This is a genomic window from Pseudomonas sp. HP_08, from assembly GCF_055284095.1.
The window spans coordinates 219234-241604 of record NZ_JBTOQC010000052.1; the positions used below are offsets into that span (position 1 = coordinate 219234).

Consider the following 22371-nt stretch of genomic DNA (forward strand, 5'->3'; position numbering starts at 1 on the left):
TTGCTTTTGTTTCAATGTGCCGCGCAGCGGCCTGTATGCACAACGCTGCCCGCACGCTTTTTGCAATCTCGTGTAGCCAAGGATTCTGGCAAGTTAACTGCATCGTTTCGACGCAGCAGCAAAAGGGGCAATGCCAGTCAGCCGTGGTTGAAGCGCAGCAGTTCAGACGCCTTCGTGCCATCGGGCATGCCCTGGAAAACGGCCAACCCGCCATCATCGGTCAAACGAGCAGTAGTACTGGCGCTCGCCTGTATCACTCGCCAGTACTCGCCTCAGGACAACGGAGCGTCGTAGATGAGTAGCAAGAACAACGATGAATTGCCGCGCCAGGCTTCTGAACACACGCTGGGGCTAAACCCGGTGGTGGGCTTGCGTCGCAAGGATTTACTGACCACCGCGCGCATGGTCATGCGCCTGGCGATCAGGCACCCGATCCACAGCATCAAACACGTTGCCCACTTGGGCGTGGAACTGAAAAACGTGATGCTCGGCAGCTCGTCGTTGCAGCCGACCAGCGACGACCGCCGCTTTCAGGACCCGGCCTGGAGCCAGAATCCGCTGTACCGCCGCTATCTGGGGGTGTACCTGGCCTGGCGCAAAGAGCTGCATGACTGGCTCGACGGCAGCCATCTGACCCCGCAAGACATCAGCCGCGGCCACTTCGTCATCAACCTGATGACCGAAGCCATGGCGCCGACCAATAGCGCGGCCAACCCGGCAGCGATCAAACGCTTCTTCGAAACCGGCGGCAAGAGCCTGCTCGATGGCCTGTCGCACCTGGCCAAGGACCTGGTCCACAACAACGGCATGCCCAGCCAGGTCAACATGGACGCCTTCGAGGTCGGCAAGAACCTGGGCACCACCGAAGGCGCGGTGGTGTTTCGCAATGACGTGCTGGAACTCATCCAGTACAGGCCCGGCACCGAGCAGGTCTACCAGCGTCCGCTGCTGGTGATCCCGCCGCAGATCAACAAGTTCTATGTCTTCGACCTGAGCCCGGAAAAAAGCCTGGCGCGCTTCTGCCTGAACAGCAAGGTACAGACGTTCATTGTCAGCTGGCGCAACCCGACCAAGGCGCAGCGCGAGTGGGGTCTGTCGACCTACATCGAGGCGCTCAAGGAAGCGGTGGATGTGGTCACGGCGATCACCGGCAGCAAGGATCTCAATATCCTCGGCGCCTGCTCCGGCGGCATTACCTGCACCGCGCTGCTGGGTCACTACGCGGCGCTGGGCGAGAAAAAGATCAACGCCATGACCCTGATGGTCAGCGTGCTCGACACCACCATGGACAACGAAGTGGCACTGTTCGTCGACGAGCAGACCCTCGAAACGGCCAAGCGCCACTCCTACCAGGCCGGTGTACTCGAAGGCCGCGACATGGCCAAGGTATTTGCCTGGATGCGCCCCAACGACCTGATCTGGAATTACTGGGTCAACAATTACCTGCTGGGCAACCAGCCGCCGGCGTTCGACATTCTGTTCTGGAACAACGACACCACCCGCCTGCCGGCCGCGTTTCATGGCGACCTGATCGAGATGTTCAAGAACAACCCGCTGACCCGCCCCAATGCACTGGAAGTGTGCGGAACCTCGATCGACCTCAAGCAGGTCACCAACGATGTGTTCTGCCTGGCCGGCACCAATGACCACATCACGCCCTGGCTGTCGTGCTACAAATCGGCGCGGCTGTTTGGTGGCAAGACCGAGTTCGTGCTGTCGAGCAGTGGCCATATCCAGAGCATCCTCAACCCGCCGGGCAACCCCAAGGCGCGCTACATGACCAACAGCGAGCTGCCGGCCGAGCCGACCGCCTGGCAGGAAAATGCGACCAAGCACACCGATTCCTGGTGGCTGCATTGGCAGGCGTGGCTCGGCGAGCGCTCTGGCACGCTGAAAAAGGCACCCTCCAGCCTGGGCAACAAGGCGTATCCGGCAGGCGAAGCCTCACCGGGCACCTACGTCCACGAACGCTAAGCTTTATTCAAACGACGCGGCCAGGGCAGCAGGGAAGTACTGGCCGCACTCGTTGCGCACACGTTGACACGCAAGAGGCCATGCCTCGGTCGGTCTGGAAAAGGCGCAGGACCGCTTTCCAGCGTATTAACCCACAGGGCTCCGGCATGCCGCATCCGTTTGTATTTCGCTCCATTGACCTGGACGGCCACACCATTCGTACCGCCGTACGGCCCGGCAAGAGCCACATGACGCCGCTGCTGATCTTCAACGGCATCGGCGCCAACCTTGAACTGGTGTTTCCGTTCGTCGACGCGCTGGACCCGGACATGGAAGTCATTGCCTTCGATGTACCGGGGGTCGGCGGCTCTTCGACGCCCAGGCGGCCGTACCGTTTTCCGGGCCTGGCCAAACTGGCCGCACGCATGCTCGATTACCTCGACTACGGTCAGGTCAATGCGATTGGTGTTTCCTGGGGCGGCGCGCTGGCCCAGCAGTTCGCTCACGATTACCCGGAGCGCTGCAAGAAGCTGGTGCTGGCGGCCACGGCGGCGGGCATGGTGATGGTGCCGGGCAAGCCTCGGGTGTTGATGCTGATGGCCAGCCCGCGGCGTTATATCCAGCCTTCACACGTCATCCGCATTGCGCCGGAAATCTATGGCGGTGCGTTTCGCCGCGACCCGCACCTGGCGGCCAATCATGCCGCCAAGGTTCGCTCGTCCGGCAAGCTCGGATACTACTGGCAACTGTTTGCCGGCATGGGCTGGACCAGCATCCACTGGCTGCACAAGATTCGCCAGCCGACCCTGGTGCTGGCGGGCGACGACGACCCGCTGATTCCGCTGGTAAATATGCGGCTATTGGCCTGGCGGATACCCAATGCCCAGCTACACATAATTGATGACGGTCACTTGTTCCTGATTACCCGGGCCGAAGCCGTGGCGCCCATCATCATGAACTTCCTGCAGCAGGAACGTCAGCGTGCAGTCATGCATCCGCACCCCACATCCACCACGCGTTGATTCTGGTCGCCTCTGACGAGGGGCCATTCGCTCTACCCCGCTGTGCGCCCTGACAGGATCGTCGAATCGCGCAGAACGACGCAGCGTCCCTGCGCCCCGTGTTTTCACTGATGGCTTGACGAAGGAGTGTTGCCAGATGCGAGAAAAACCTGTGAAGCATGCCGAGACCACCCCGGCCACCTACATCAATGCACAAAGCGCTATTACCGGCCTGCGCGGCCGTGACCTGCTCTCGACCCTGCGCAATGTGGCCAGCCAGGGTTGGCGGCATCCGTTGCGCAGTGCCCGTCATGCCCTGGCGCTGGGCAACCAGCTGGGACGGGTGATGATCCTGGGTGAAACACCGCATTCACCCCACCCTCGCGACAGCCGCTTCAATGACCCGGCCTGGAGCCTCAACCCGCTGTATCGTCGCGGCTTGCAGGCCTACCTGAGCTGGCAGCATCAGCTCAAGCACTGGATCGACGACAGCGACCTGAGCAGCGACGACCGGGCGCGTGCACACTTTTTGTTCAGCCTGATCAACGATGCGCTGGCGCCCACCAATACCCTGCTCAACCCGATGGCCATCAAAGAGCTGTTCAACTCCGGTGGCAGCAGCCTGATCAAGGGCCTGAACCACATGGCCAGCGATCTGCTGCACAACAATGGCCTGCCCAGTCAGACCACCAAAGACGCCTTCGAGATCGGCCGGACACTGGCCACCACCGCAGGCGCGGTGGTGTTTCGCAATGAACTGCTGGAGCTGATCCAGTACAAGCCCATGAGCGAGAAGCAGTACAGCCGGCCGCTGTTGATCGTGCCGCCGCAGATCAACAAGTTCTATGTCTTCGACCTGAGCCCGGCCAACAGCTTCGTGCAGTACGCCCTGAAAAACGGCCTGCAGACCTTCGTCATCAGTTGGCGCAACCCCGATGTCCGCCATCGCGAGTGGGGACTGTCCAGCTATGTCGAAGCCGCCGAACAGGCCATGAATGTCTGCCGGGAAATCACCGGCGCCCGCGAGGTCAACCTGCTGGGTGCCTGCGCCGGCGGCCTGACCGTTGCCGCCCTGCAAGGTCACTTGCAGGCCAAGCGGCAGATGCGCCGGGTGGCCAGCGCCACTTACCTGGTCAGCCTGCTCGACAGCCAGATCGAAAGCCCGGCCACGCTGTTCATCGATGAAGAAGCCCTGGAAGCGGCCAAGCGGCGCTCGTACCAGCGCGGCGTGCTGGAAGGCAGTGAGATGAACCGGGTATTTTCCTGGATGCGCCCCAATGATCTGATCTGGCATTACTGGATCAACAACTACCTGCTGGGCAAGGCGCCGCCGGCCTTCGATATCCTGTACTGGAACAACGACACCACGCGCCTGACCGCCGCCCTGCACGGCGACCTGCTGGACTTTTTCAAGCACAACCCGCTGAGCCATCCCGGCGGCCTTGAAGTGTGCGGCACACCGATCGACCTGCAAAAGGTCACGGTCGACAGTTTCAGCGTGGCCGGCATCAACGATCACATCACGCCCTGGGACGCGGTGTATCGCTCCACCCTGCTACTGGGCGGCGAGCGACGCTTTGTGTTGTCGAGCAGCGGGCATGTGCAAAGCATCCTCAACCCGCCGGGCAATCCCAAGGCCACGTTCGTCGAAAGCAACCAGCTCAGCAGTGACCCGCGCGCCTGGTATTACGACGCCAAGGTGCAGGAAGGCAGTTGGTGGCCAACCTGGCTGGCCTGGGCTCAGGAGCGTTCCGGCACCCTGCGTGAAACCAGCATGAACCTGGGCAACGACACCTATCCACCGATGGAGGCTGCGCCAGGCACCTATGTGCATGTGCGCTGAATGAATGGCTGACACCCGCGTTTAAACCCTGGCTAGAGGGCTGGATGAAGACCCGCGACCGAATACTCGAATGTGCTCTGGAACTGTTCAACCGCGATGGCGAGCCGAACGTCTCGACCCTGGAAATCGCCAACGAACTGGGCATCAGCCCTGGCAATCTCTATTACCACTTCCACGGCAAGGAGCCCTTGGTTCTCAACCTGTTCGAACGTTTCCAGACGGAGCTGGCACCGCTGCTCGACCCGCCGGCCCATGCGCGGCTGGATGCCGAGGATTACTGGCTGTTCCTGCACCTGATCGTCGAGCGGCTGGCGCATTACCGTTTTCTGTTCCAGGACCTGTCGAACCTGTCCGGGCGCCTGCCCAAGCTGGCACGCGGCATTCGCAACCTGCTCAATGCGCTCAAGCGCACGTTGGCGTCATTGCTGGCTCATCTCAAATCCCAGGGACAACTGATCAGCGACACCCAGGCCTTGGGGCATCTGGTCGAACAGGTGACATTGACGCTGCTGTTTTCGCTGGATTACCAGCGCATTCTCGGCCGTGACGCCGAGGTGCGGGTGGTGGTCTACCAGATCATGATGCTGGTCGCGCCACATTTGATCGCGCCTTCACGCCAGAGCGTCGAGCAACTGGCGCTGCACTATCTTGAAAGATAAGAGGCTTGAAGGATAAGCGCCTTGAAAGATAAGAGCCTTGAAGGGTAAGAGGCTTGGAAAATAAGAGCCTTGAGCGATAAGACCGCCCGATCTGCCGGAGCAGATCGGGCTTGCCCGTCCTGAATCAGGACTGGCTGGCGGAAGCGCCAGAGTCTGCTGCAGGCGCCGCAGTTGCAGACGCCGCCGGCGCTGCAGATTCAGGCTCTGCTACAGGCTTGGCCGCAGCCTTGGTACGGGTGGGCGCCTTGGCCGCGGCCGGTTTGGCGGCAGGCTTGCGTGCCGCAGGTTTTTTGGCGGGTTTCGCTTCGGCAGAAGCGGCGATCGATTTGGCCTTGCTGGCCGTTGCAGACGCTGCCTTGCTGGCAGCTTCAACCGGCTTGGCGGCGGCCTTTTTCACCGCTGGCTTGGCGGCAGCGGCCTTGTCGGCCACCTTGTCGGCGGTCTTGGCGACCGTTTTCGCAGCGGCCTTGATCAACGGCTTGGCCGTGCTGCCGGCAGCCGGTTTGGACGCGGCAGCCCTGGAGGTCACCGGCCTGGCTTTTTCGCCCGTCAGTTGCTCGATCTTGCGCGTCAACTGATCGACCTTGTCGTGCAGAGTCTGGACTTCGTTGCGACTCGGCACGCCTAAGCGTGAAATGGCGCTGTTCAGGCGTTTATCGAATGCGCCTTCAAGCTCGTTCCACTTGCCGATTGCCAGGTCCTTGACGTCGCCAACCCGGGACTTGCCCGCCTTGATTCCGTCCTTGACCTCGTCCAGCGTCTGCTCGGCCTGAGCCTGGGTCTGCTTCTCGGCCTGCTCGCCATCTTTCACCAGCGTTTCAAAAAGCTTACTGCCGTCATTGCTGATCTTGGAGTAAGCGCCCAACCCAGCCAACCAGATCTGGCGAGAGTACTTCTCGATCTCGCCGATCCAGGAGCTGCTTTGTTTTTCGGTTTTTTTCTTGCCAGCCATCCTGCTCTCCTTATTGATCCGACCCGACGCGCGCGAGCTTTTTAGGCTCTGGGCGCTCGAGCTTTCGAGGCCCGACGCGTTCCAGCAATGCCGTCAGTTCATCGAGCTTAGCAGAGAGTGCTTCAACGTCATGTTTAGACGGAATACCGATACGATGCAGGCCCTTGGCGATGCGCCGGTCGAACAGGCCTTCGATCCTGTCCAGTTGCGCTTCGAAGCGATTCTTGACCTCGGACGCTTCGCCCTTGATCGAATCGATCTCGCTGTTGGCGGCCTCGACCTTTTCGTCGATGACCTTTTTCGCGTCCTTCTCGACACGCTCGCCGGTACGAATCAGCTCTTTGACGTACTCGCTGCCTTCTTCATTGACCCGGGAATAAACCCCCAGGCCCGCCAGCCAGATCTTGCGGGCGTACTGTTTGACTTCAGCAAGCTTGCCGTCCTGTTCGAGGTCGACTTCGATCTTTCTTTTCACACTGACTTTGGCCATGGTTCACCTCACGCTTGATAGTTGAAGAGAACGTCCTTCAGAGGACAGTAAAGCCAAAGTAGAAGGAAAAATTAGAATCGACACCCTAAAGAGCCCTGTAGGAGCCCGCTTGCCGGCGACCGGCTGCGTGAGCAGTCGTATTCTCAGCGCGTCATGGATTTCTGCGAGCGCTTTGCACTCGGTCGCGGGACAAGCGCGCTCCTACCGGTCAAGCGAGTTCGCGGTCGAGGACTCTTTCGATCTCGCTCTTGATGGTGCCGCTCATCGCCGAGAGGAAGAAATTCAGTTCGATGCTGACGCGGATCAGCGCTGCTTCGACGTCGACACGGCCCTTGGCGCCCTTGCCGTGCAGCGATACCGTGTCGCCGTCCCATTCATGTTCCAGGCCGTACTTGGCGGCCAGTTTCTGCACCAGATGTTCGGCCTTGGCGCGGGCCTGCTCGTGGCCCAGCTCATGCGGGCGCTCAACGATGATTTTCGACATGCCAATGGTCCTCGTTCGAAGGTAAATCCTGAGGGCACTATAGCAAGCCCCCTTTACCTGTCATGCGCCTTGTCAAGACAAAGCCAGCCCTGATGATTAGAATGGCGGCATTCTATTCCGGTGACAGCGATATGACCGATCAGCGCAAAGGCAGCGATGCCGAACCCACCACCCACTTCGGCTACAAAAATGTGCCGGAAAGCCAGAAGGCGGAGAAGGTCGCTGAGGTTTTCCACTCGGTAGCCGCCAAATACGACTTGATGAACGACCTGTTGTCCGGTGGCATGCACCGGCTCTGGAAGCGTTTCACCATCGAGTTGTCGGGCGTGCGGCCCGGCAACCGGGTGCTCGACATTGCCGGTGGTACGGGCGATCTGGCGCGCAAGTTCTCGCAACTGGTCGGCCCGACCGGCCATGTGGTACTGGCCGACATCAACGCTTCGATGCTCAAGGTCGGGCGTGACCGCCTGCTGGATAAAGGCGTGTCGGGCAATATCGAGTTCGTTCAGGCCGACGCCGAAAAGCTGCCGTTCCCGGACAACCATTTCGATTGCGTGACCATCGCTTTCGGCCTGCGTAACGTGACCCACAAAGAAGACGCCCTGCGTTCGATGCTGCGCGTGCTCAAGCCCGGCGGTCGCCTGCTGGTGCTGGAGTTCTCCAAGCCGACCAACACCTTCATGTCCAAGGCCTACGACGCTTACTCGTTCGCCTTCATGCCGCTGATGGGCAAGCTGGTCACCAATGACTCGGAAAGCTACCGCTACCTGGCCGAATCGATCCGCATGCACCCCAACCAGGAAACCCTCAAGTCGATGATGGTTCAGGCCGGTTTCGACCGCGTGACCTATCACAACATGACTTCCGGGATCGTCGCCCTGCACCGGGGTATCAAGCCCTGATGCTGCTGCGAGGCTTGCTGGCCAGTGTCGAGCACGGCATCAACCGGGTGCTGCGCATGGACGGCACCGCGTTGCCGCGCCTGGGTGCGCTGGCCGGCACGGTGATTGCCATCGATTGCCGTGACCCGGCCCTGAAGCTGTTCATCCTGCCCAGTGATGAAGGCCTGTTCCTGGCCGCCGACTGGGCCAGCGATACCGACTGCACGCTGCGTGCCCCGGCTGCCAGCCTGCTGCGTCTGGCCCTGAGCAAGGACAAGACTGCCGTGCTGCATGGCCCGGAGGTCGAGCTTGAAGGCGACAGCGGCGTATTGCTGGAACTGACCGGCATTCTCCAGGACCTTGAACTGGACTGGGAATACGAGTTGTCGCGCTGGCTGGGCCCCGTGGCCAGCCAGTTGCTGGGCAGCCACCTGCGCAGCCGCGCGCGCTGGACCCGGAGCGCGATGGCCAGCCTGGGCCAGAACCTGGCCGACTACCTGAGCGAAGAATCACGCACCCTGGTCGGCAAACATGAGGCCGAGGCGCAGTTCAGCGAACTGGACCGGATCAAGCTCGATCTGGAACGTCTGGAAGCCCGGGTTGCACGCCTTTCCCACTCCCTGAAACCCAGCAATAGCGATCTCGAATGAAGTTGCTTGCCGTCCGCCGCCTGTTTCGCATCCAGCGTGTCGTAATCCGTTACCGCCTCGATGACCTGCTGTTCGCCCTGCCGTTGCCCTGGTGGCTGCTGGCGGTGCGCTTTGTGCTGCCGTGGCGCTGGCTGCCGCGCAAGCCTTCCGAGCTGGATCGCGGCACGCGCCTGCGTCTGGCGTTGCAGGACCTGGGACCGATTTTCATCAAGTTCGGTCAGTTGCTCTCGACCCGCCGCGACCTGCTGCCCGAAGACATCGCCGATGCGCTGATGCTGCTGCAGGACCGTGTGCCGCCGTTTGACCCGCAACTGTCGGTGCAACTGATCGAGTCGCAGCTGGGCGCGAAAATCAGCGAGGTCTTCAGCCGTTTCGATGTCGAGCCAATGGCCTCGGCCTCGGTGGCGCAAGTGCATGCGGCGCGGCTGAAAACCGGCGAAGAAGTGGTGGTCAAGGTCGTACGTCCCGGCCTGCGCCCGATCATCACCCAGGACATGGCCTGGCTGTTCATCCTGGCGCGAATCGCCGAGCGGCTGTCGGCCGATGCGCGCCTGTTGCACCCGGTGCAAGTGGTCAGCGACTACGAAAAGACCATCTACGACGAGCTGGACCTGCTGCGCGAAGCGGCCAACTCCAGCCAACTGCGGCGTAACTTCGAAGGCTCGGACCTGCTGTACGTGCCGCAGGTTTACTGGGACTGGTGCCGCCCCAAGGTGCTGGTGATGGAGCGCATCTACGGCGTTCAGGTCACCGATCTGGCGACCCTGGCCGACCAGCGCACCGACATGAAGCTGCTGGCCGAACGCGGCGTCGAGATCTTCTTCACCCAGGTGTTTCGCGACAGCTTCTTCCACGCCGACATGCACCCGGGCAATATTTTCGTCAGTACCGTCACGCCCTGGGCCCCGCAGTACATCGCCATCGACTGCGGCATCGTCGGCAGCCTGACGCCGCAGGATCAGGATTATCTGGCCCGTAACCTGTTTGCCTTCTTCAAGCGCGATTATCGCCGGGTGGCGCAGTTGCACATCGATTCGGGCTGGGTGCCGGCAGAAACCAAACTCAACGAATTCGAGGCCGCTATCCGCACGGTGTGCGAACCGATCTTCGAGAAACCGCTCAAGGATATTTCTTTCGGCCAGGTCTTGATGCGTCTGTTCCAGACCGCGCGACGCTTCAACATGGAAGTGCAGCCACAACTGGTGCTGCTGCAGAAAACCCTGCTCAACATCGAAGGCCTGGGCCGTCAGTTGTACCCCGACCTGGACCTGTGGAGCACCGCCCAACCGTTTCTGGAGCGCTGGATGCGTGACCGGGTGAGCCCCAAGACGCTGCTGGGCAACCTGCAATCGCAGGTAGAACAGTTACCGCATATTGCCGGCATGACCCGCGACCTGCTTGAACGCCTCTCGCAGCCGCACGCCAACGACCCGCCGCAACCCTGGCGCGAGCGTAACGACAGTTGGGCCTTGCGCCTGCTGGGCGCCGCGTTGCTGACCGGTGGCGCGATCCAGACCTGGGCCCTGAGCTCGGCAGGAACCACCCTGCCCGGGCTGACCGGTGTGCCGGCCGGGATCATGCTGGTAGCCGGGTTGTATCTGATCGTTCGTCGATAGCCAGCAGCCCAAGGCGCTGGCACACTGTCAAACCCGCCGGGCGAGAACCCCGGCAGCCGGAGTAAGTATGAAAGACTGGCTGGACGAGATTCACTGGAACAGCGACGGTCTGGTGCCTGCAATCGCTCAGGATTACCAGACCGGCCGCGTATTGATGATGGCCTGGATGAACCGCGAGGCGCTGGCCCTGACCGCCGCCGAAAACCGCGCCATCTACTGGTCGCGTTCGCGCGGCAAACTGTGGCGCAAGGGCGAAGAATCCGGGCACGTGCAAAAACTCCACGAGCTGCGCCTGGACTGCGATGCCGACGTCGTCATCCTGATGGTCGAGCAACTGGGCGGCATCGCCTGCCACACTGGCCGGCAAAGCTGCTTCTATCGAGTCTTCGAGAACGGCGACTGGAAAACCGTCGACCCGGTGCTCAAGGACCCCGACGCCATCTATCAAGCAGGACACTGAACATGACCGACACCCTGACCCGCCTGGCCGCCGTGCTGGAATCGCGCAAGGGCGCGGCGGCTGACAGCTCGTATGTCGCCAGCCTGCATCACAAGGGCCTGAACAAGATCCTGGAAAAAGTCGGCGAAGAGTCGGTTGAAACCATCATTGCCGCCAAGGACGCCGCCGTCAGCGGTGACTTCAGCGATGTCATCTATGAAACCGCTGACCTGTGGTTCCACAGCATGGTGATGCTCTCGGCCCTGGGCCTGCATCCACAAGCTGTGCTCGACGAACTGGAGCGCCGCGTCGGCGTGTCCGGTCATGCGGAAAAAGCTGCCCGGACCACAGGCCAAGCCTGATTTCGAGCCTGAACCTCAAGAGGATTGCTTCATGGGTATTTTTGACTGGAAACACTGGATCGTCATCCTGGTTGTCGTGGTGCTGGTGTTCGGCACCAAGAAACTCAAGGGCCTGGGCAGTGACGTCGGCGAATCGATCAAGGGCTTTCGCAAGGCCATGAACGACGATGAAAAGCCGGCCGACACCGCCGCCCAGCCGCAACCGCAGCCACAACCGCAACCGGCGCAAACCACCGCGCACAACCCGCAACCCGAGCCGCCGCACACCATCGACGCCCAGGCGCAGCGGGTTCAGGAGCCGGTGCGCAAGGATCAGGTCTGATCCATGTTTGGTATCAGCTTTTCCGAACTGCTGCTGGTCGGCCTGGTCGCCCTGCTGGTGCTCGGCCCCGAGCGCCTGCCGGGTGCCGCGCGTACCGCAGGCTTGTGGATAGGCCGCTTGCGGCGCAGCTTCAATGCCATCAAGCAGGAAGTGGAACGTGAGATCGGTGCCGACGAGATTCGCCGGCAACTGCACAACGAGCACATCCTGTCGCTGGAAGAAGAGGCCCGCAAGCTGTTCTCGCCGCCCAACGAAGACGTGCTGAACCGCGATGCGCCTGCCGCCGAGCCGACGCCACAGCCGATCGAGCTGCAACCTGAGCCTGTCGCGCCCGACGCCATTGCCGAGCCGGACAAACCGCGCCTGAGCCTGGACAAGGCCCCAAGGCCGGTTGCAGCCGTCGTTCAGCCCGCCGCCCTCACTGACCCGTCATTGCCACCGCGAGCCCCATGAGCGCTGAAATCCCGGAAAACGACCAGCCAATGCCGCTGGTCTCGCACCTGACCGAACTGCGCACGCGCCTGTTGCGTTGCGTGGCTGCGGTGTTTGTGGTCTTCGCCTGCCTGTTCTACTTTGCGCAGAAGATCTACACCCTGGTCTCCGCCCCGCTGCGCGCCTATTTGCCTGAAGGCGCAACGATGATTGCCACCGACGTGGCCTCACCGTTTCTGACGCCGTTCAAGCTGACCATGATGGTCGCGCTGTTCGCCTCCATGCCGATCATCCTGCATCAGGTCTGGGGCTTTATTGCGCCGGGCCTGTACAAGCATGAAAAGCGCATCGCGGTGCCGCTGCTGGTGTCGAGCATCATCCTGTTCTATGCCGGCATGGCGTTCGCCTACTTTCTGGTGTTCCCGCTGATTTTCCACTTCTTTGCCAGCGTGACCCCGGAAGGCGTGTCGATGATGACCGACATTGCCAGCTACCTCGACTTCGTCATGACCCTGTTCTTCGCCTTCGGCGTGGCCTTTGAAATCCCGGTGGCCGTGGTGCTGCTGGTGTGGATCGGCGTGGTCGATGTGAAGTACCTGAAGAAGATCCGCCCGTACGTGATCATCGGCTGCTTTGTGGTCGGCATGATCCTCACCCCGCCGGACATCTTCTCGCAGACCCTGCTGGCGGTGCCGATGTGGTTGTTGTTCGAGCTGGGCATCCTGTGCAGCAGCCTGATCAGCAAGCGTGGCGAACACCCTGACGACCTCAAGCGCGACCAGCCGCCAGCGCCGCTGCCGTGAACCTGCTGCTCCTTGAAGAGGCCGATTTCATCGCGCCTGATGTGGTGGTGCTGCGCGACCGGCGCCTGAAACACATGCAAGAGGTGCAACGGGTCGAGGTCGGCGACAGCCTGCGGGTCGGTCGCATCGGCGGCCTGCTGGGTGAAGCCGAGGTGCTGCGCCTGGAGCCACGCGAGGCCGAGCTGCGCGTGGTCCTGCACAGCCCGCCGCCGGCCAAGCTGCCACTGACCCTGATCCTCGCCGTGCCGCGGCCGAAAATGCTTCGCCGGGTGTTCCAGACCGTGGCAACCATGGGCGTGCCGCGCCTGATTCTGGTGAACAGCTACCGGGTCGAGAAAAGCTTCTGGCAGACGCCGTTTCTGCAACCGGAGGCTATTCGCGAGAACCTGATCCTGGGCCTGGAGCAGGCCCGCGACAGCGTGCTGCCCGAGGTGCTGATCGAGAAGCGCTTCAAGCCGTTTGTCGAGGACCACCTGCCCGCCGTGGCCCAGGACACGCTCGGCCTGGTCGGCCATCCCGGCGACTTTCCGGCCTGCCCGCGCGCCGTCGAACAGCCGGTGACCCTGGCCATCGGCCCGGAAGGCGGCTGGATTCCCTACGAAGTCGAATTGCTGGGCAAGGCCGGGCTGCAACCGGTGCAGCTCGGGGCGCGGATCCTGCGGGTCGAAACCGCCGTCACCGCGCTGTTGGCGCGGCTTTTTTAGTCACCGATCGGTCACCTGATTCGCTTCAGCTTGTAGGATTCTTGCCGATATACAGGGTTCGTATAACACCTGCACGGCAAGGAGTCCTCATGTCCATTACCCAAAGTCTCGCCAACGCGAGCGTCAGTCGCAAACTGGCCTTCGGTTTCGGCCTGGTGGTGCTGATGACACTCGCCATCAGCGCCACCGGCTGGAACAGCATCCAGACGCTGATCGAGCGTGGCGACCGGGTGAACGCCGTCAATGAGGTCAACGAGCAGACGCTGGACCTGCGTATCCAGCGCCAACGCTATGAAGCGGTGTTCAATGCCGAAGCTGCCAAAAACGTGACTACGGCGCTGGACCAGCTGGAAACCGATCTGCAAACAGCCAAGAGCCTGATGCGCACCACCGTCAACCAGCAGCGCCTGGACACACAGATCCAGACGGCCAAAGACTATCGCGTGGCGTTCACGGACATGGCCCGGGCCATCGAAACCCGTGAAGGCACGCGCAGCCTGATGGGCGACAGTGCCGACAAGGCGGTCGCCGAGATCAACAAGCTTGAGGCCGAACTGCTCAAGAACGATGACATCCTGGCGTTCAACAACATTGTTGGCGTCAGCAAGCTGCTCCAGCAGGCGCGCTTCCAGGTACGCGGTTATACCTACAGCGGCCGGGCCGAATTCGAAAAGAACGCCAACGCGGCCATCGACGAAGCCATGACCGGCATCAATTCACTGGCCGGCGACATTCCTGCTGATTTTCTGCCAACCCTGCAGGCAGCACTCGCCGGCCTGCAAGGCTATCGCGCCGCCGTCGGTCAGTACCGCGATGCCCAGGCCGCCGGTAAAGCGGCGCAGGACAGAATGACGCCGCTGGGCGAGCTGTTGATCAAAATCAACGCCGATCTGATCAAAGAGCAGAACGACCGACGCGACAGTGACAGCAACCAGGCCATCCTCACCATCAGCCTGGCCACCCTTCTGGCCCTGGTGCTCAGTGTGCTGGCGGCCTGGATCATCACCCGGCAAATCACCACCCCGTTGCAGGACACACTCAAGGCCGTCGAGCGCGTGGCTTCAGGCGATCTCAGCCATAACCTGAACATCAACCGCAAGGACGAACTGGGCACGCTGCAAGGCAGTATCCAGCGCATGACCGTCAGCCTGCGCGAACTGGTGGGCGGCATCCGCGATGGCGTGACCCAGATCGCCAGCGCTGCCGAAGAACTGTCGGCGGTCACCGAGCAGACCAGCGCCGGCGTCAACAGCCAGCGGGTCGAGACCGATCAGGTGGCCACCGCCATGCATGAAATGACCGCCACCGTGCAGGAAGTGGCGCGCAACGCCGAAGAAGCTTCAGAAGCCGCACTGGCCGCCGACCAGCAGGCGCGTGAAGGCGACCGGGTGGTCAACGAGGCCATCGGCCAGATCGAGCGACTGTCTGCCGCGATGGGCAACTCCACCGCCGCCATGGGTGAACTCAAGCGCGAAAGCGACAAGATCGGCAGCGTGCTGGACGTCATCAAGTCGGTGGCCCAGCAAACCAACCTGCTGGCCCTCAACGCCGCCATCGAAGCGGCACGCGCCGGTGAAGCCGGGCGCGGCTTTGCCGTGGTGGCCGATGAGGTGCGCAGCCTGGCGCAGCGCACCCAGAAATCCACCGAAGAGATCGAGGCGCTGATCGCCGGGCTGCAGAACGGTACTCAGCAGGTCTCGAACATCATCGACGACAGCCTGGCCCTGACCGACAGCAGTGTCGAACTGACCCGTCGCGCCGGTGGCACGCTGGAAAGCATCACCCGCACGGTGTCGGCCATCCAGTCGATGAACCAGCAGATCGCCGCGGCGGCCGAACAGCAAAGCGCCACCGCCGAAGAAATCAACCGCAGCGTGATCAACGTGCGCGATGTCTCGCAACAGACCTCGGCGGCCAGCGAAGAAACCGCCGCCTCCAGCGTCGAACTGGCGCGCCTGGGCAATCACCTGCAAACACTGGTGGGCCGTTTTATCGTTTGATGAGCCCGATGGGCGCCGCACGGCGCCCATTGTGTGACCTGTTTCACCTTGCCTAATCGCTCGGAAATCTCCTACGACCTATTCAGGTCGCGCACTGCCCGCTCCTGCCGATGCGTTCATGACGCTATCCCTGCGCAGGAGAAACCCTATGTTCCGCTGGATCAATCACTCGCTCGACAACCTGAGTATCAGGCTCAAACTGGCGCTGGGCTTCGGCCTGGTGCTGTCGTTGACCCTGACCATCACCCTGACCGGCTGGTACGGGCTGGACACCATGATCGACCGCTCCGGGTCGATCTCTGCCATCGCGCAACTCAGCAACCTGACCAAGGACCTGCGCGCCGAGCGCATTCTGTTTCGCGAGGAGAACACAGCGCAAAGCGCCAGCCGTGTCGAAGACCGCCTCAACGAACTGGAAACACACCTGAACCTTGTGCGCAAGGACGTCGAGGACCGGCGCAGCCTGGAGCTGCTGGACGCGCAGAGCCGTGTGATTGCCAGCCTGGAAAAGACCTTTGCCGAGCTGGCGCAACAGCGCAAGGCGCGCGATGAAGCCGCACATACGCTGCACCAGCAAGCAGCCGTGGCGGTCAAGGCGGTCGCTCAGGTAGAAGCCGAGGTGCTCAAGGCCGTCAGTCAGGAACAGGACAACAGTGACCGGCTGGACGAGTTCACAAACCTCTCGCAGCTCAAACAGCAGATCCAGCTGGCGCGCTTTCAGGTGCAGACCTACACCTTTACCGGCAAGCAGGACGATGAAACCGCCGCCATGGCGGCCCTCGACGAAGCCCTGAAAGAAATTGCGCAGATCGCTGAGGATCAGGCCGAGGACAACCTGCAGGCACTGAAACCTGCCGACGCCGCGCTGCAGCTGTACAAGACAGCGCTGGGCGCGTTTCGCGAGGCGCAGGTCAAGGTCGAGCAGAACCAGGAAAGCATGGAAACCCTGGGCGACAAAATGCTCGAATCGGTGGCCGAACTGATCGGCCTGCAAGGCTCGTTGCGCGACACCGAAGCAGGCCTGGCACGCAGCACCCTGACCGGCGTCGCCTCACTGGCGCTATTTTTCGGGCTGCTGGCCGCCTGGATCATGACCCGGCAGATCATCGTCCCGCTGCGCCAGGCGCTGGCAGCGGCCGGGCGCATTGCCAAGGGCGATTTGAGCCTTGACCTGCACAGCCTGCGCCGCGACGAGATGGGCCAGTTGCAAGCCAGTATCCAGAGCATGACCGTGAACCTGCGCGGCCTTATCAACGGCATCGGCGACGGCGTGACGCAGATTGCCAGCGCCGCCGAGCAACTGTCGGCGGTCACCGAGCAGACCAGCGTCGGGGTCAATAATCAGAAAGAGGAAACCGATCAGGTTGCCGCCGCCATCAACCAGATGGCCGCCACCGTGTTGCAGGTCGCCAGCAATGCCCAGCAAGCCTCACAGGCCGCAGCCCACGCCGACCAGCAGGCTCGCGACGGTGATCGGGTGGTCGGCGAAGCGATTGGCCAGATCGAGCAGCTGGCCGGCGAAATGCGCCACTCGACCCAGGCGATGAACCGTCTCAAGGAAGAAAGCGGCAAGATCGTCGGCGTGCTCGATGTCATCAAGTCGGTGTCCCAACAAACCAACCTGCTGGCGCTCAACGCCGCCATCGAAGCGGCACGGGCCGGTGAAGCCGGGCGCGGCTTTGCGGTGGTCGCCGACGAGGTGCGCAGCCTGGCACAGCGCACCCAGCAATCGACCGAGGAAATCGAAGAGCTGATCGCGGCCCTGCAAAGCGGCACCCAGCAAGTGGCCACGACCCTGGACAACAGCCGCAGCCTGACCAACCAGAGCGTGGACCTGAGCCGCCGCGCCGGCAGCGCGCTGGAACAGATCACCCGCACCGTGGCCAGCATTCAGGACATGAACCGCCAGATCGCCACCGCCAGCGAACAGCAAAGCACGGTGGCCGAGCAGATCAACCGCAGCGTGGTGAATGTACGCAATATCTCCGGGCAGACCGCGGCGGCCAGTGAAGAGACGGCCACCGCCAGTGTCGAGCTGGCGCGGCTGGGCAATCATTTGAAAGAGTTGGTGGGGCGCTTCAAGGTGTGACCTGTGCCTGCGCTCATGACAGAGCCACAAACAAAAACGCCCCTGAATCAGGGGCGTTTTTGCAGGTTGCATCAAGCCGGTAGCGGCACCGGCGGCGCATTCACCGGCTGCAAGGGCAGCAGCGGTGCATGCGGGTCAGCCTCGATGGAGGCGTGCCAGGCGGCCAGCCATTCGGGGTGACGCTGGTTCCAGACCTGCTCGTGCAAGCGCGACAGGGCCACCGGGTCGCTGAGCAGCATCAACCGCTCATGGTTGCCGAGCTTCTCGGGACCGACCTTGAGGGCCTGTTCGATACGTTCGGCACGCAAGGCTTCGATCGGTGCCGCCACGCGGTGGCGCGAGGTCGCCATGGCGTAGGCCAGGGCGTTCTGCTGCGGGTCGACCACGGCGCGAACAAAGCCGTCGTTAAGCGCATGCCAGCGGTTTTCGTGGGTGTACTGATCGGTGGACTGCAGCTCTTTGGGCGTTTCGTATTCCTCGGGAATCAGGAACAGCTTCTCGTCACGCGCCTTCAGGCCCAGACCTGTACGGCTGGAGATCACCGACACCGGAATCGACAGCATCAACGACACCACGATCGGCGCCAGCCACCACAGGAAGCTTGGGTTCAACCACGCCACCAGCAGGGTCCAGGCGATGCCCAGCAGTGTTTGCGGACCATGGCGCTTGACCGCCTCGGACCACGGCGTGGAGTCGTCGTCACGTTGTGGCGAGTTCCAGGTCGCGGCCCAGCCCAAAAAGGCGGCGAGTACAAAGCGGGTGTGGAAGATCATGCGCACCGGTGCCAGCAGCATCGAGAACAGCATTTCGACGAACATCGACACCGTGACCTTGAACTTGCCACCAAAGCCGACAGCGCCCTTGGCCCAGATCAGGATCACGCTGAGCAGCTTGGGCAGGAACAACAGCACGACGGTGGTCGAGAACAGTGCGACGGCTTTTTCCGGGTGCCACTGTGGCCACAGCGGATACAGCTGGCGCGGCTCCAGGAAGTAGGTCGGCTCCATCAGTGTGTTGACCGCCAATAGCGCGGTCGACAGCACCAGGAAGAAGAACCACAACGGCGCCGACAGGTACGACATCACGCCGGTGAGGAACACCGCACGGTGCACCGGGTGCATGCCCTTGACCAGGAACAGGCGGAAGTTCATCAGGTTGCCGTGGCACCAGCGACGATCACGCTTGAGTTCGTCCAGCAGGTTGGGCGGCAGTTCTTCGTAGCTGCCCGGCAAGTCATAGGCAATCCACACGCCCCAGCCGGCGCGGCGCATCAAGGCCGCTTCGACGAAGTCATGAGACAGGATGGAACCTGCGAACGCGCCTTTACCGGGCAACGGCGCTAGGGCGCAGTGCTCGATGAACGGCTTCATGCGAATGATCGCGTTGTGGCCCCAATAGTGCGATTCGCCCAGTTGCCAGAAGTGCAGGCCGGCGGTGAACAGCGGCCCGTAGACCCGCGTAGCGAACTGCTGCAGACGCGCATACAGCGTGTCCATGCCCGACGCTCGTGGCGCGGTCTGGATGATGCCGGCGTCTGGCGTGGCTTCCATCAGGCGCACCAGGCTGGTCAGACACTCGCCGCTCATCACGCTGTCGGCATCGAGGACGACCATGTAGCGGTAGTCGCTGCCCCAACGGCGGCAGAAGTCATCGAGGTTGCCGCTTTTGCGTTTTACGCGACGGCGACGACGACGATAGAAGATCTTGCCGAAACCATTGGTCTCGCGGCACACGTCCAGCCAAGCTTGCTGCTCGGCCACGGCGATGTCGGTGTCGTTGGTGTCGCTGAGCACGAAGAAATCGAAGCGGTCCAGATCGCCAGTGGCGGCCACCGATTCAAACGTCGCGCGCAAGCCTGCGAACACACGCGGCACGTCTTCGTTGCAGATCGGCATGACCAGCGCAGTGCGGGCGCCCGCTTCGATGGGCTCGTTGCCGGCACTGGCGCCGGAGATACGATATTTATCGCGCCCGGTGATCAGTTCCAGAAAGCCCATCAATGCGGTCCAGAAACCGGCCGACACCCAACAGAACAGAATGCCGAACAGCAGCAGGATACTGGTCTGCAAGGCATACGGCAGCACTTGCATGGCAGTCTGCACAAAGGTCTGGCGGGTGATTTCGTCCAGCGAAACCAGCGACCAGCCCTGATACGGCAGAATGCCTTTCATGTACCAGCCGGCCACGATGGTCTGGCCCAGCATCAGCACCAGCAAAATGTAGCGACGGATCGAACCGACGGTGCGCCAGCGCGCCTTGGGCAAGTCGCGCGGCAGGTCGTCGACCGGCTTGGGCGGGTTGCTCTTGCCGGTCAGGCTGCGCCAGCCGCGTACCAGAATGTTGGTGCGCCAGGGCTCTGGCACCACGCGGGTACGGCGGATGGGCGGCGCGGTCTTCAGGCAGATGCGGCCGCTGGCATCAACGGCGAGCATTTCGGCTTCGCGCAATTCGTCAGCGGTGGCCAGGGTCAGGCGTGTACCCACCGAAGCCTGGGCGGCCTCGGTGGACAAAGCGCCCGACTGCGCCGACAAGCGCTGGTGCAGTTCGGAGAAGCTGGAGCAGCTGGCCAGTTCGGCCCGCTGCTCGTCGCTCATGGGCAAATGTGCCAGGTACTCGTTCAGAGACTCTGGCGCCGGTTGTGAATTACTCATCGCTAGGCAACTGATAGCTCCAGGTCTCGGTCAGGACTTGCAAGGTCTTGGCGGGCTCTGGAAGGGTGGGTGCAGCTTCGGTTGCAGGCGGCTGGGTCGCATTGGCATCTTTGCCAGCGTCGGCCTTGGCCACGTCCGGCTTGCCGGCTTCAGGCTTGGCAGCGTCGGCTTTGGCGGCATCGGCCGGAGCCTGAGCCACTGGCGCCTTGCCCGCTTCTGGCTTGGCAGCGTCAGTCTTGGCGGCTTCAGCCTTGGCAGCGTCAGTCTTGCCCGCTTCGGCCACTTTGACCGCGTCGGCCTTGGCCACGGCTTTCTCGTCTTTCACCGCGCCCGGAGTTGCAGGCTTGTTCGGCGCTTTCTTCTCGTCCGAGACCAGCAGCGCAGGTTCCTTGCCAGGTTCGGCCGGGATTTCACGCAGCAGGTAGGCACGCATTTCGATCGGGCGACTGGTGTCCTTGACCTTGATCCGCAGGTTCAGGCGATAGCCTTTGGTCACCGGGTTGTAACGCAGGGTGTTCTCGACCAGCTCGGTGTTCTCATCGGTGGTCACCTGGCTACGGATGGTCTTGTCTTCCGGCAGCGCCGACAGCACGGGACCGACGAAGTCGACCAGGAACGCCATGGTGCCGTCAGGCTGGCGAATCAGGTTGGCCTGACGCACATCGCCAATCGAACGCAGGGTCTGCTTGACCCAACCCAGATCAGGCGAGTGAATCGCGTTTTCGTCCATGGTCCAGTGGATGCGGTAGTTGAAATCCACCGGCTCGCCAGCGGCAGGCAGGGTTTCAGGCTTCCAGAAGGCCACGATGTTGTCGTTGGTTTCATCGGCAGTCGGAATCTCGACCAGCTCGACCACACCTTTACCCCAGTCGCCGCGCGGCTCGATCCAGGCGCTTGGGCGCTTGTCGTAACGGTCGTCGAGGTCTTCGTACTGGCTGAACTCGCGGCCGCGTTGCAGCAGGCCGAAACCACGCGGGTTTTCAACCGAGAAGCTGCTGACCGACAGGTGACGCGGGTTGTTCAGCGGACGCCACAGCCATTCACCATTGGCTGCCTGAATCGACAGGCCGCTGGAGTCGTGCAGTTCACGGCGGTAGTTCTGGACACGTGGCGGCTGGTGCGTGCCGAACAGGAACATGCTGGTCAGCGGCGCGACGCCGAGTTTGGTGACCTTGTCACGCAGGTACATGCGCGATTTCACATCGACGCGAGTATCGGAGCCCGGACGCAGGATGAACTGGTAGGCACCGGTGGCGCGTGGCGAATCAAGCAGTGCGTAGATGACCAGATGGCCGTCTTCGGCATTGGGTTTTTCGATCCAGAATTCCTTGAAGCGCGGGAATTCTTCACCGGAAGGCACGGCGGTGTCGATGGCCATGCCACGGGCCGACAAGCCGTAAACCTGCCCCTTGCCGACAACGCGGAAGTAACTCGCGCCCAGCATGGTCATGATTTCGTCTTGCTTGTCGTCCTTGTTGATCGGGTAAGTGACACGGAAGCCCGCATAGCCGAGTTTTTCAGTGGCCTTGGGGTCGAACTTCAGTTCACCGAAGTCGAAACGCGCAGGGTCGTACTTGATCTCGTCGACCGTGGTAGCGGTGACTTCGTTGATCTTGACCGGGGTGTCGAAATGCATGCCCTGGTGATAGAAAGACAGTTTGAACGGGGTCTTTTCGCCCGCCCATTCGGCCTTGTCTTCACGGAAACGGATTTTCTGGTAGTCCGCGAATTTCATCTCGCGGAATTCACCAGGCAGGTTGCTTCTGGGAGCCTCGAACTTCTGCCCGGCCAGGTCTTTTGCCCTTGCAGCCACATCATCAAGATTGAATGCCCACAACTGGCCCGAGCCAAAAAGGCAGACCAATGCAGTGCTAGCCATCAGCGCATTACGCAGCCGGGCGACAGGTGTCTTTGGAGCATCACAGGGACTAACAATCACGAGCAACCCTCGCCGAAAAACAGATTAAAGAACCAACGGCCAGCTATCCAGTGCCGGTTGGCGAGCATTGTTCGGACTCCGAAAGGGCTTAATGATTCCCC

At 62.0% G+C, this 22371-nt stretch carries 20 protein-coding genes and 2 pseudogenes; 17 read left to right on the forward strand and 5 right to left on the reverse strand.

Going from position 1 to position 22371, the window contains the following annotated elements:
* The first annotated feature begins 294 nt into the window (after window positions 1-294).
* The 4 genes from phaC (ACYAS9_RS28740) (at window position 295) to ACYAS9_RS28755 (ending at window position 5456) form a co-directional block, all read left to right on the forward strand.
* The gene (gene phaC / locus ACYAS9_RS28740) at window positions 295-1974 is read left to right on the forward strand and encodes a class II poly(R)-hydroxyalkanoic acid synthase (protein ID WP_463571893.1); all 1680 of its coding nucleotides are present in this window, start codon (window positions 295-297) and stop codon (window positions 1972-1974) included.
* 146 nt (window positions 1975-2120) lie between these two features.
* Complete coding sequence (gene phaZ, locus ACYAS9_RS28745; RefSeq protein WP_463571894.1) at window positions 2121-2975, forward strand: poly(3-hydroxyalkanoate) depolymerase; 855 nt, start codon at window positions 2121-2123, stop codon at window positions 2973-2975.
* Between the two features lie 136 nt (window positions 2976-3111).
* On the forward strand, window positions 3112-4797 hold the full coding sequence (phaC, locus tag ACYAS9_RS28750; protein WP_463571895.1) for a class II poly(R)-hydroxyalkanoic acid synthase: 1686 nt from the start codon (window positions 3112-3114) through the stop codon (window positions 4795-4797).
* Between the two features lie 44 nt (window positions 4798-4841).
* Entirely contained in the window at window positions 4842-5456 is a 615-nt protein-coding gene (locus ACYAS9_RS28755; protein ID WP_463571896.1) for a TetR/AcrR family transcriptional regulator, read from the forward strand.
* A 124-nt stretch (window positions 5457-5580) separates the two neighbouring features.
* Here the strand turns inward: ACYAS9_RS28755 and ACYAS9_RS28760 are convergent, their stop codons facing one another.
* From ACYAS9_RS28760 to ACYAS9_RS28770, 3 genes are all read right to left on the reverse strand, one after another.
* Window positions 5581-6408 carry a phasin family protein gene (locus ACYAS9_RS28760; RefSeq protein WP_463571897.1) on the reverse strand — a complete coding sequence of 276 codons (828 nt, stop codon included), beginning with the start codon at window positions 6406-6408 and terminating at the stop codon, window positions 5581-5583.
* A 10-nt stretch (window positions 6409-6418) separates the two neighbouring features.
* Entirely contained in the window at window positions 6419-6898 is a 480-nt protein-coding gene (locus tag ACYAS9_RS28765; protein ID WP_463571898.1) for a phasin family protein, read from the reverse strand.
* A 208-nt stretch (window positions 6899-7106) separates the two neighbouring features.
* Complete coding sequence (locus ACYAS9_RS28770; RefSeq protein ID WP_463571899.1) at window positions 7107-7382, reverse strand: polyhydroxyalkanoic acid system family protein; 276 nt, start codon at window positions 7380-7382, stop codon at window positions 7107-7109.
* Window positions 7383-7513: 131 nt separating this feature from the next.
* Here ACYAS9_RS28770 and ubiE point away from each other — a divergent pair, with 131 nt between their 5' ends.
* From ubiE to ACYAS9_RS28835, 13 genes and pseudogenes are all read left to right on the forward strand, one after another.
* Window positions 7514-8284 (forward strand): bifunctional demethylmenaquinone methyltransferase/2-methoxy-6-polyprenyl-1,4-benzoquinol methylase UbiE, encoded by a 771-nt coding sequence (gene ubiE / locus ACYAS9_RS28775; protein WP_459746822.1) that lies wholly within the window; start codon window positions 7514-7516, stop codon window positions 8282-8284.
* Window positions 8284-8913, forward strand: a complete 630-nt coding sequence (locus ACYAS9_RS28780; RefSeq protein WP_463571900.1) for a ubiquinone biosynthesis accessory factor UbiJ — start codon at window positions 8284-8286, stop codon at window positions 8911-8913. The genes ubiE and ACYAS9_RS28780 overlap by 1 nt, the downstream gene beginning before the upstream one ends.
* Window positions 8910-10529 (forward strand): ubiquinone biosynthesis regulatory protein kinase UbiB, encoded by a 1620-nt coding sequence (ubiB, locus tag ACYAS9_RS28785; RefSeq protein ID WP_463571901.1) that lies wholly within the window; start codon window positions 8910-8912, stop codon window positions 10527-10529. Before ACYAS9_RS28780 ends, ubiB begins: the two co-directional genes overlap by 4 nt.
* Before the next feature lie 67 nt (window positions 10530-10596).
* The gene (gene hisI / locus ACYAS9_RS28790; protein ID WP_463571902.1) at window positions 10597-10989 is read left to right on the forward strand and encodes a phosphoribosyl-AMP cyclohydrolase; all 393 of its coding nucleotides are present in this window, start codon (window positions 10597-10599) and stop codon (window positions 10987-10989) included.
* 2 nt (window positions 10990-10991) lie between these two features.
* Window positions 10992-11330 (forward strand): phosphoribosyl-ATP diphosphatase, encoded by a 339-nt coding sequence (locus ACYAS9_RS28795; RefSeq protein ID WP_463571903.1) that lies wholly within the window; start codon window positions 10992-10994, stop codon window positions 11328-11330.
* A gap of 31 nt (window positions 11331-11361) precedes the next feature.
* The gene (locus ACYAS9_RS28800) at window positions 11362-11652 is read left to right on the forward strand and encodes a twin-arginine translocase TatA/TatE family subunit (RefSeq protein ID WP_463571904.1); all 291 of its coding nucleotides are present in this window, start codon (window positions 11362-11364) and stop codon (window positions 11650-11652) included.
* Between the two features lie 3 nt (window positions 11653-11655).
* Complete coding sequence (tatB, locus tag ACYAS9_RS28805; protein ID WP_463571905.1) at window positions 11656-12105, forward strand: Sec-independent protein translocase protein TatB; 450 nt, start codon at window positions 11656-11658, stop codon at window positions 12103-12105.
* Window positions 12102-12887, forward strand: coding sequence for a twin-arginine translocase subunit TatC (gene tatC, locus ACYAS9_RS28810; protein ID WP_463571906.1), 786 nt, complete (start codon window positions 12102-12104; stop codon window positions 12885-12887). Before tatB ends, tatC begins: the two co-directional genes overlap by 4 nt.
* Window positions 12884-13591 (forward strand): 16S rRNA (uracil(1498)-N(3))-methyltransferase, encoded by a 708-nt coding sequence (locus tag ACYAS9_RS28815; RefSeq protein WP_463571907.1) that lies wholly within the window; start codon window positions 12884-12886, stop codon window positions 13589-13591. Before tatC ends, ACYAS9_RS28815 begins: the two co-directional genes overlap by 4 nt.
* 164 nt (window positions 13592-13755) lie before the next feature.
* Window positions 13756-14736: pseudogene (locus tag ACYAS9_RS28820) on the forward strand (methyl-accepting chemotaxis protein); the annotation flags it as partial.
* Between the two features lie 141 nt (window positions 14737-14877).
* Window positions 14878-15591, forward strand: a complete 714-nt coding sequence (locus ACYAS9_RS28825) for a methyl-accepting chemotaxis protein (protein ID WP_463571954.1) — start codon at window positions 14878-14880, stop codon at window positions 15589-15591.
* Window positions 15592-15865: 274 nt separating this feature from the next.
* Window positions 15866-16822 (forward strand): annotated as a pseudogene (locus tag ACYAS9_RS28830) (methyl-accepting chemotaxis protein); the annotation flags it as partial.
* Window positions 16817-17680 carry a methyl-accepting chemotaxis protein gene (locus ACYAS9_RS28835; RefSeq protein WP_463571955.1) on the forward strand — a complete coding sequence of 288 codons (864 nt, stop codon included), beginning with the start codon at window positions 16817-16819 and terminating at the stop codon, window positions 17678-17680. The pseudogene ACYAS9_RS28830 and the gene ACYAS9_RS28835, both read left to right, overlap by 6 nt.
* A 71-nt stretch (window positions 17681-17751) precedes the next feature.
* On the opposite strand, the gene mdoH is transcribed toward ACYAS9_RS28835, so the two are convergent.
* Together mdoH and ACYAS9_RS28845 are read right to left on the reverse strand one after the other, a co-directional pair.
* A complete protein-coding gene (mdoH, locus tag ACYAS9_RS28840; protein WP_463571908.1) occupies window positions 17752-20331 on the reverse strand; it encodes a glucans biosynthesis glucosyltransferase MdoH in 2580 nt (859 codons plus the stop codon).
* Window positions 20324-22270 carry a glucan biosynthesis protein G gene (locus ACYAS9_RS28845; RefSeq protein WP_463571909.1) on the reverse strand — a complete coding sequence of 649 codons (1947 nt, stop codon included), beginning with the start codon at window positions 22268-22270 and terminating at the stop codon, window positions 20324-20326. The genes mdoH and ACYAS9_RS28845 overlap by 8 nt, the downstream gene beginning before the upstream one ends.
* Window positions 22271-22371 lie beyond the last annotated feature (101 nt).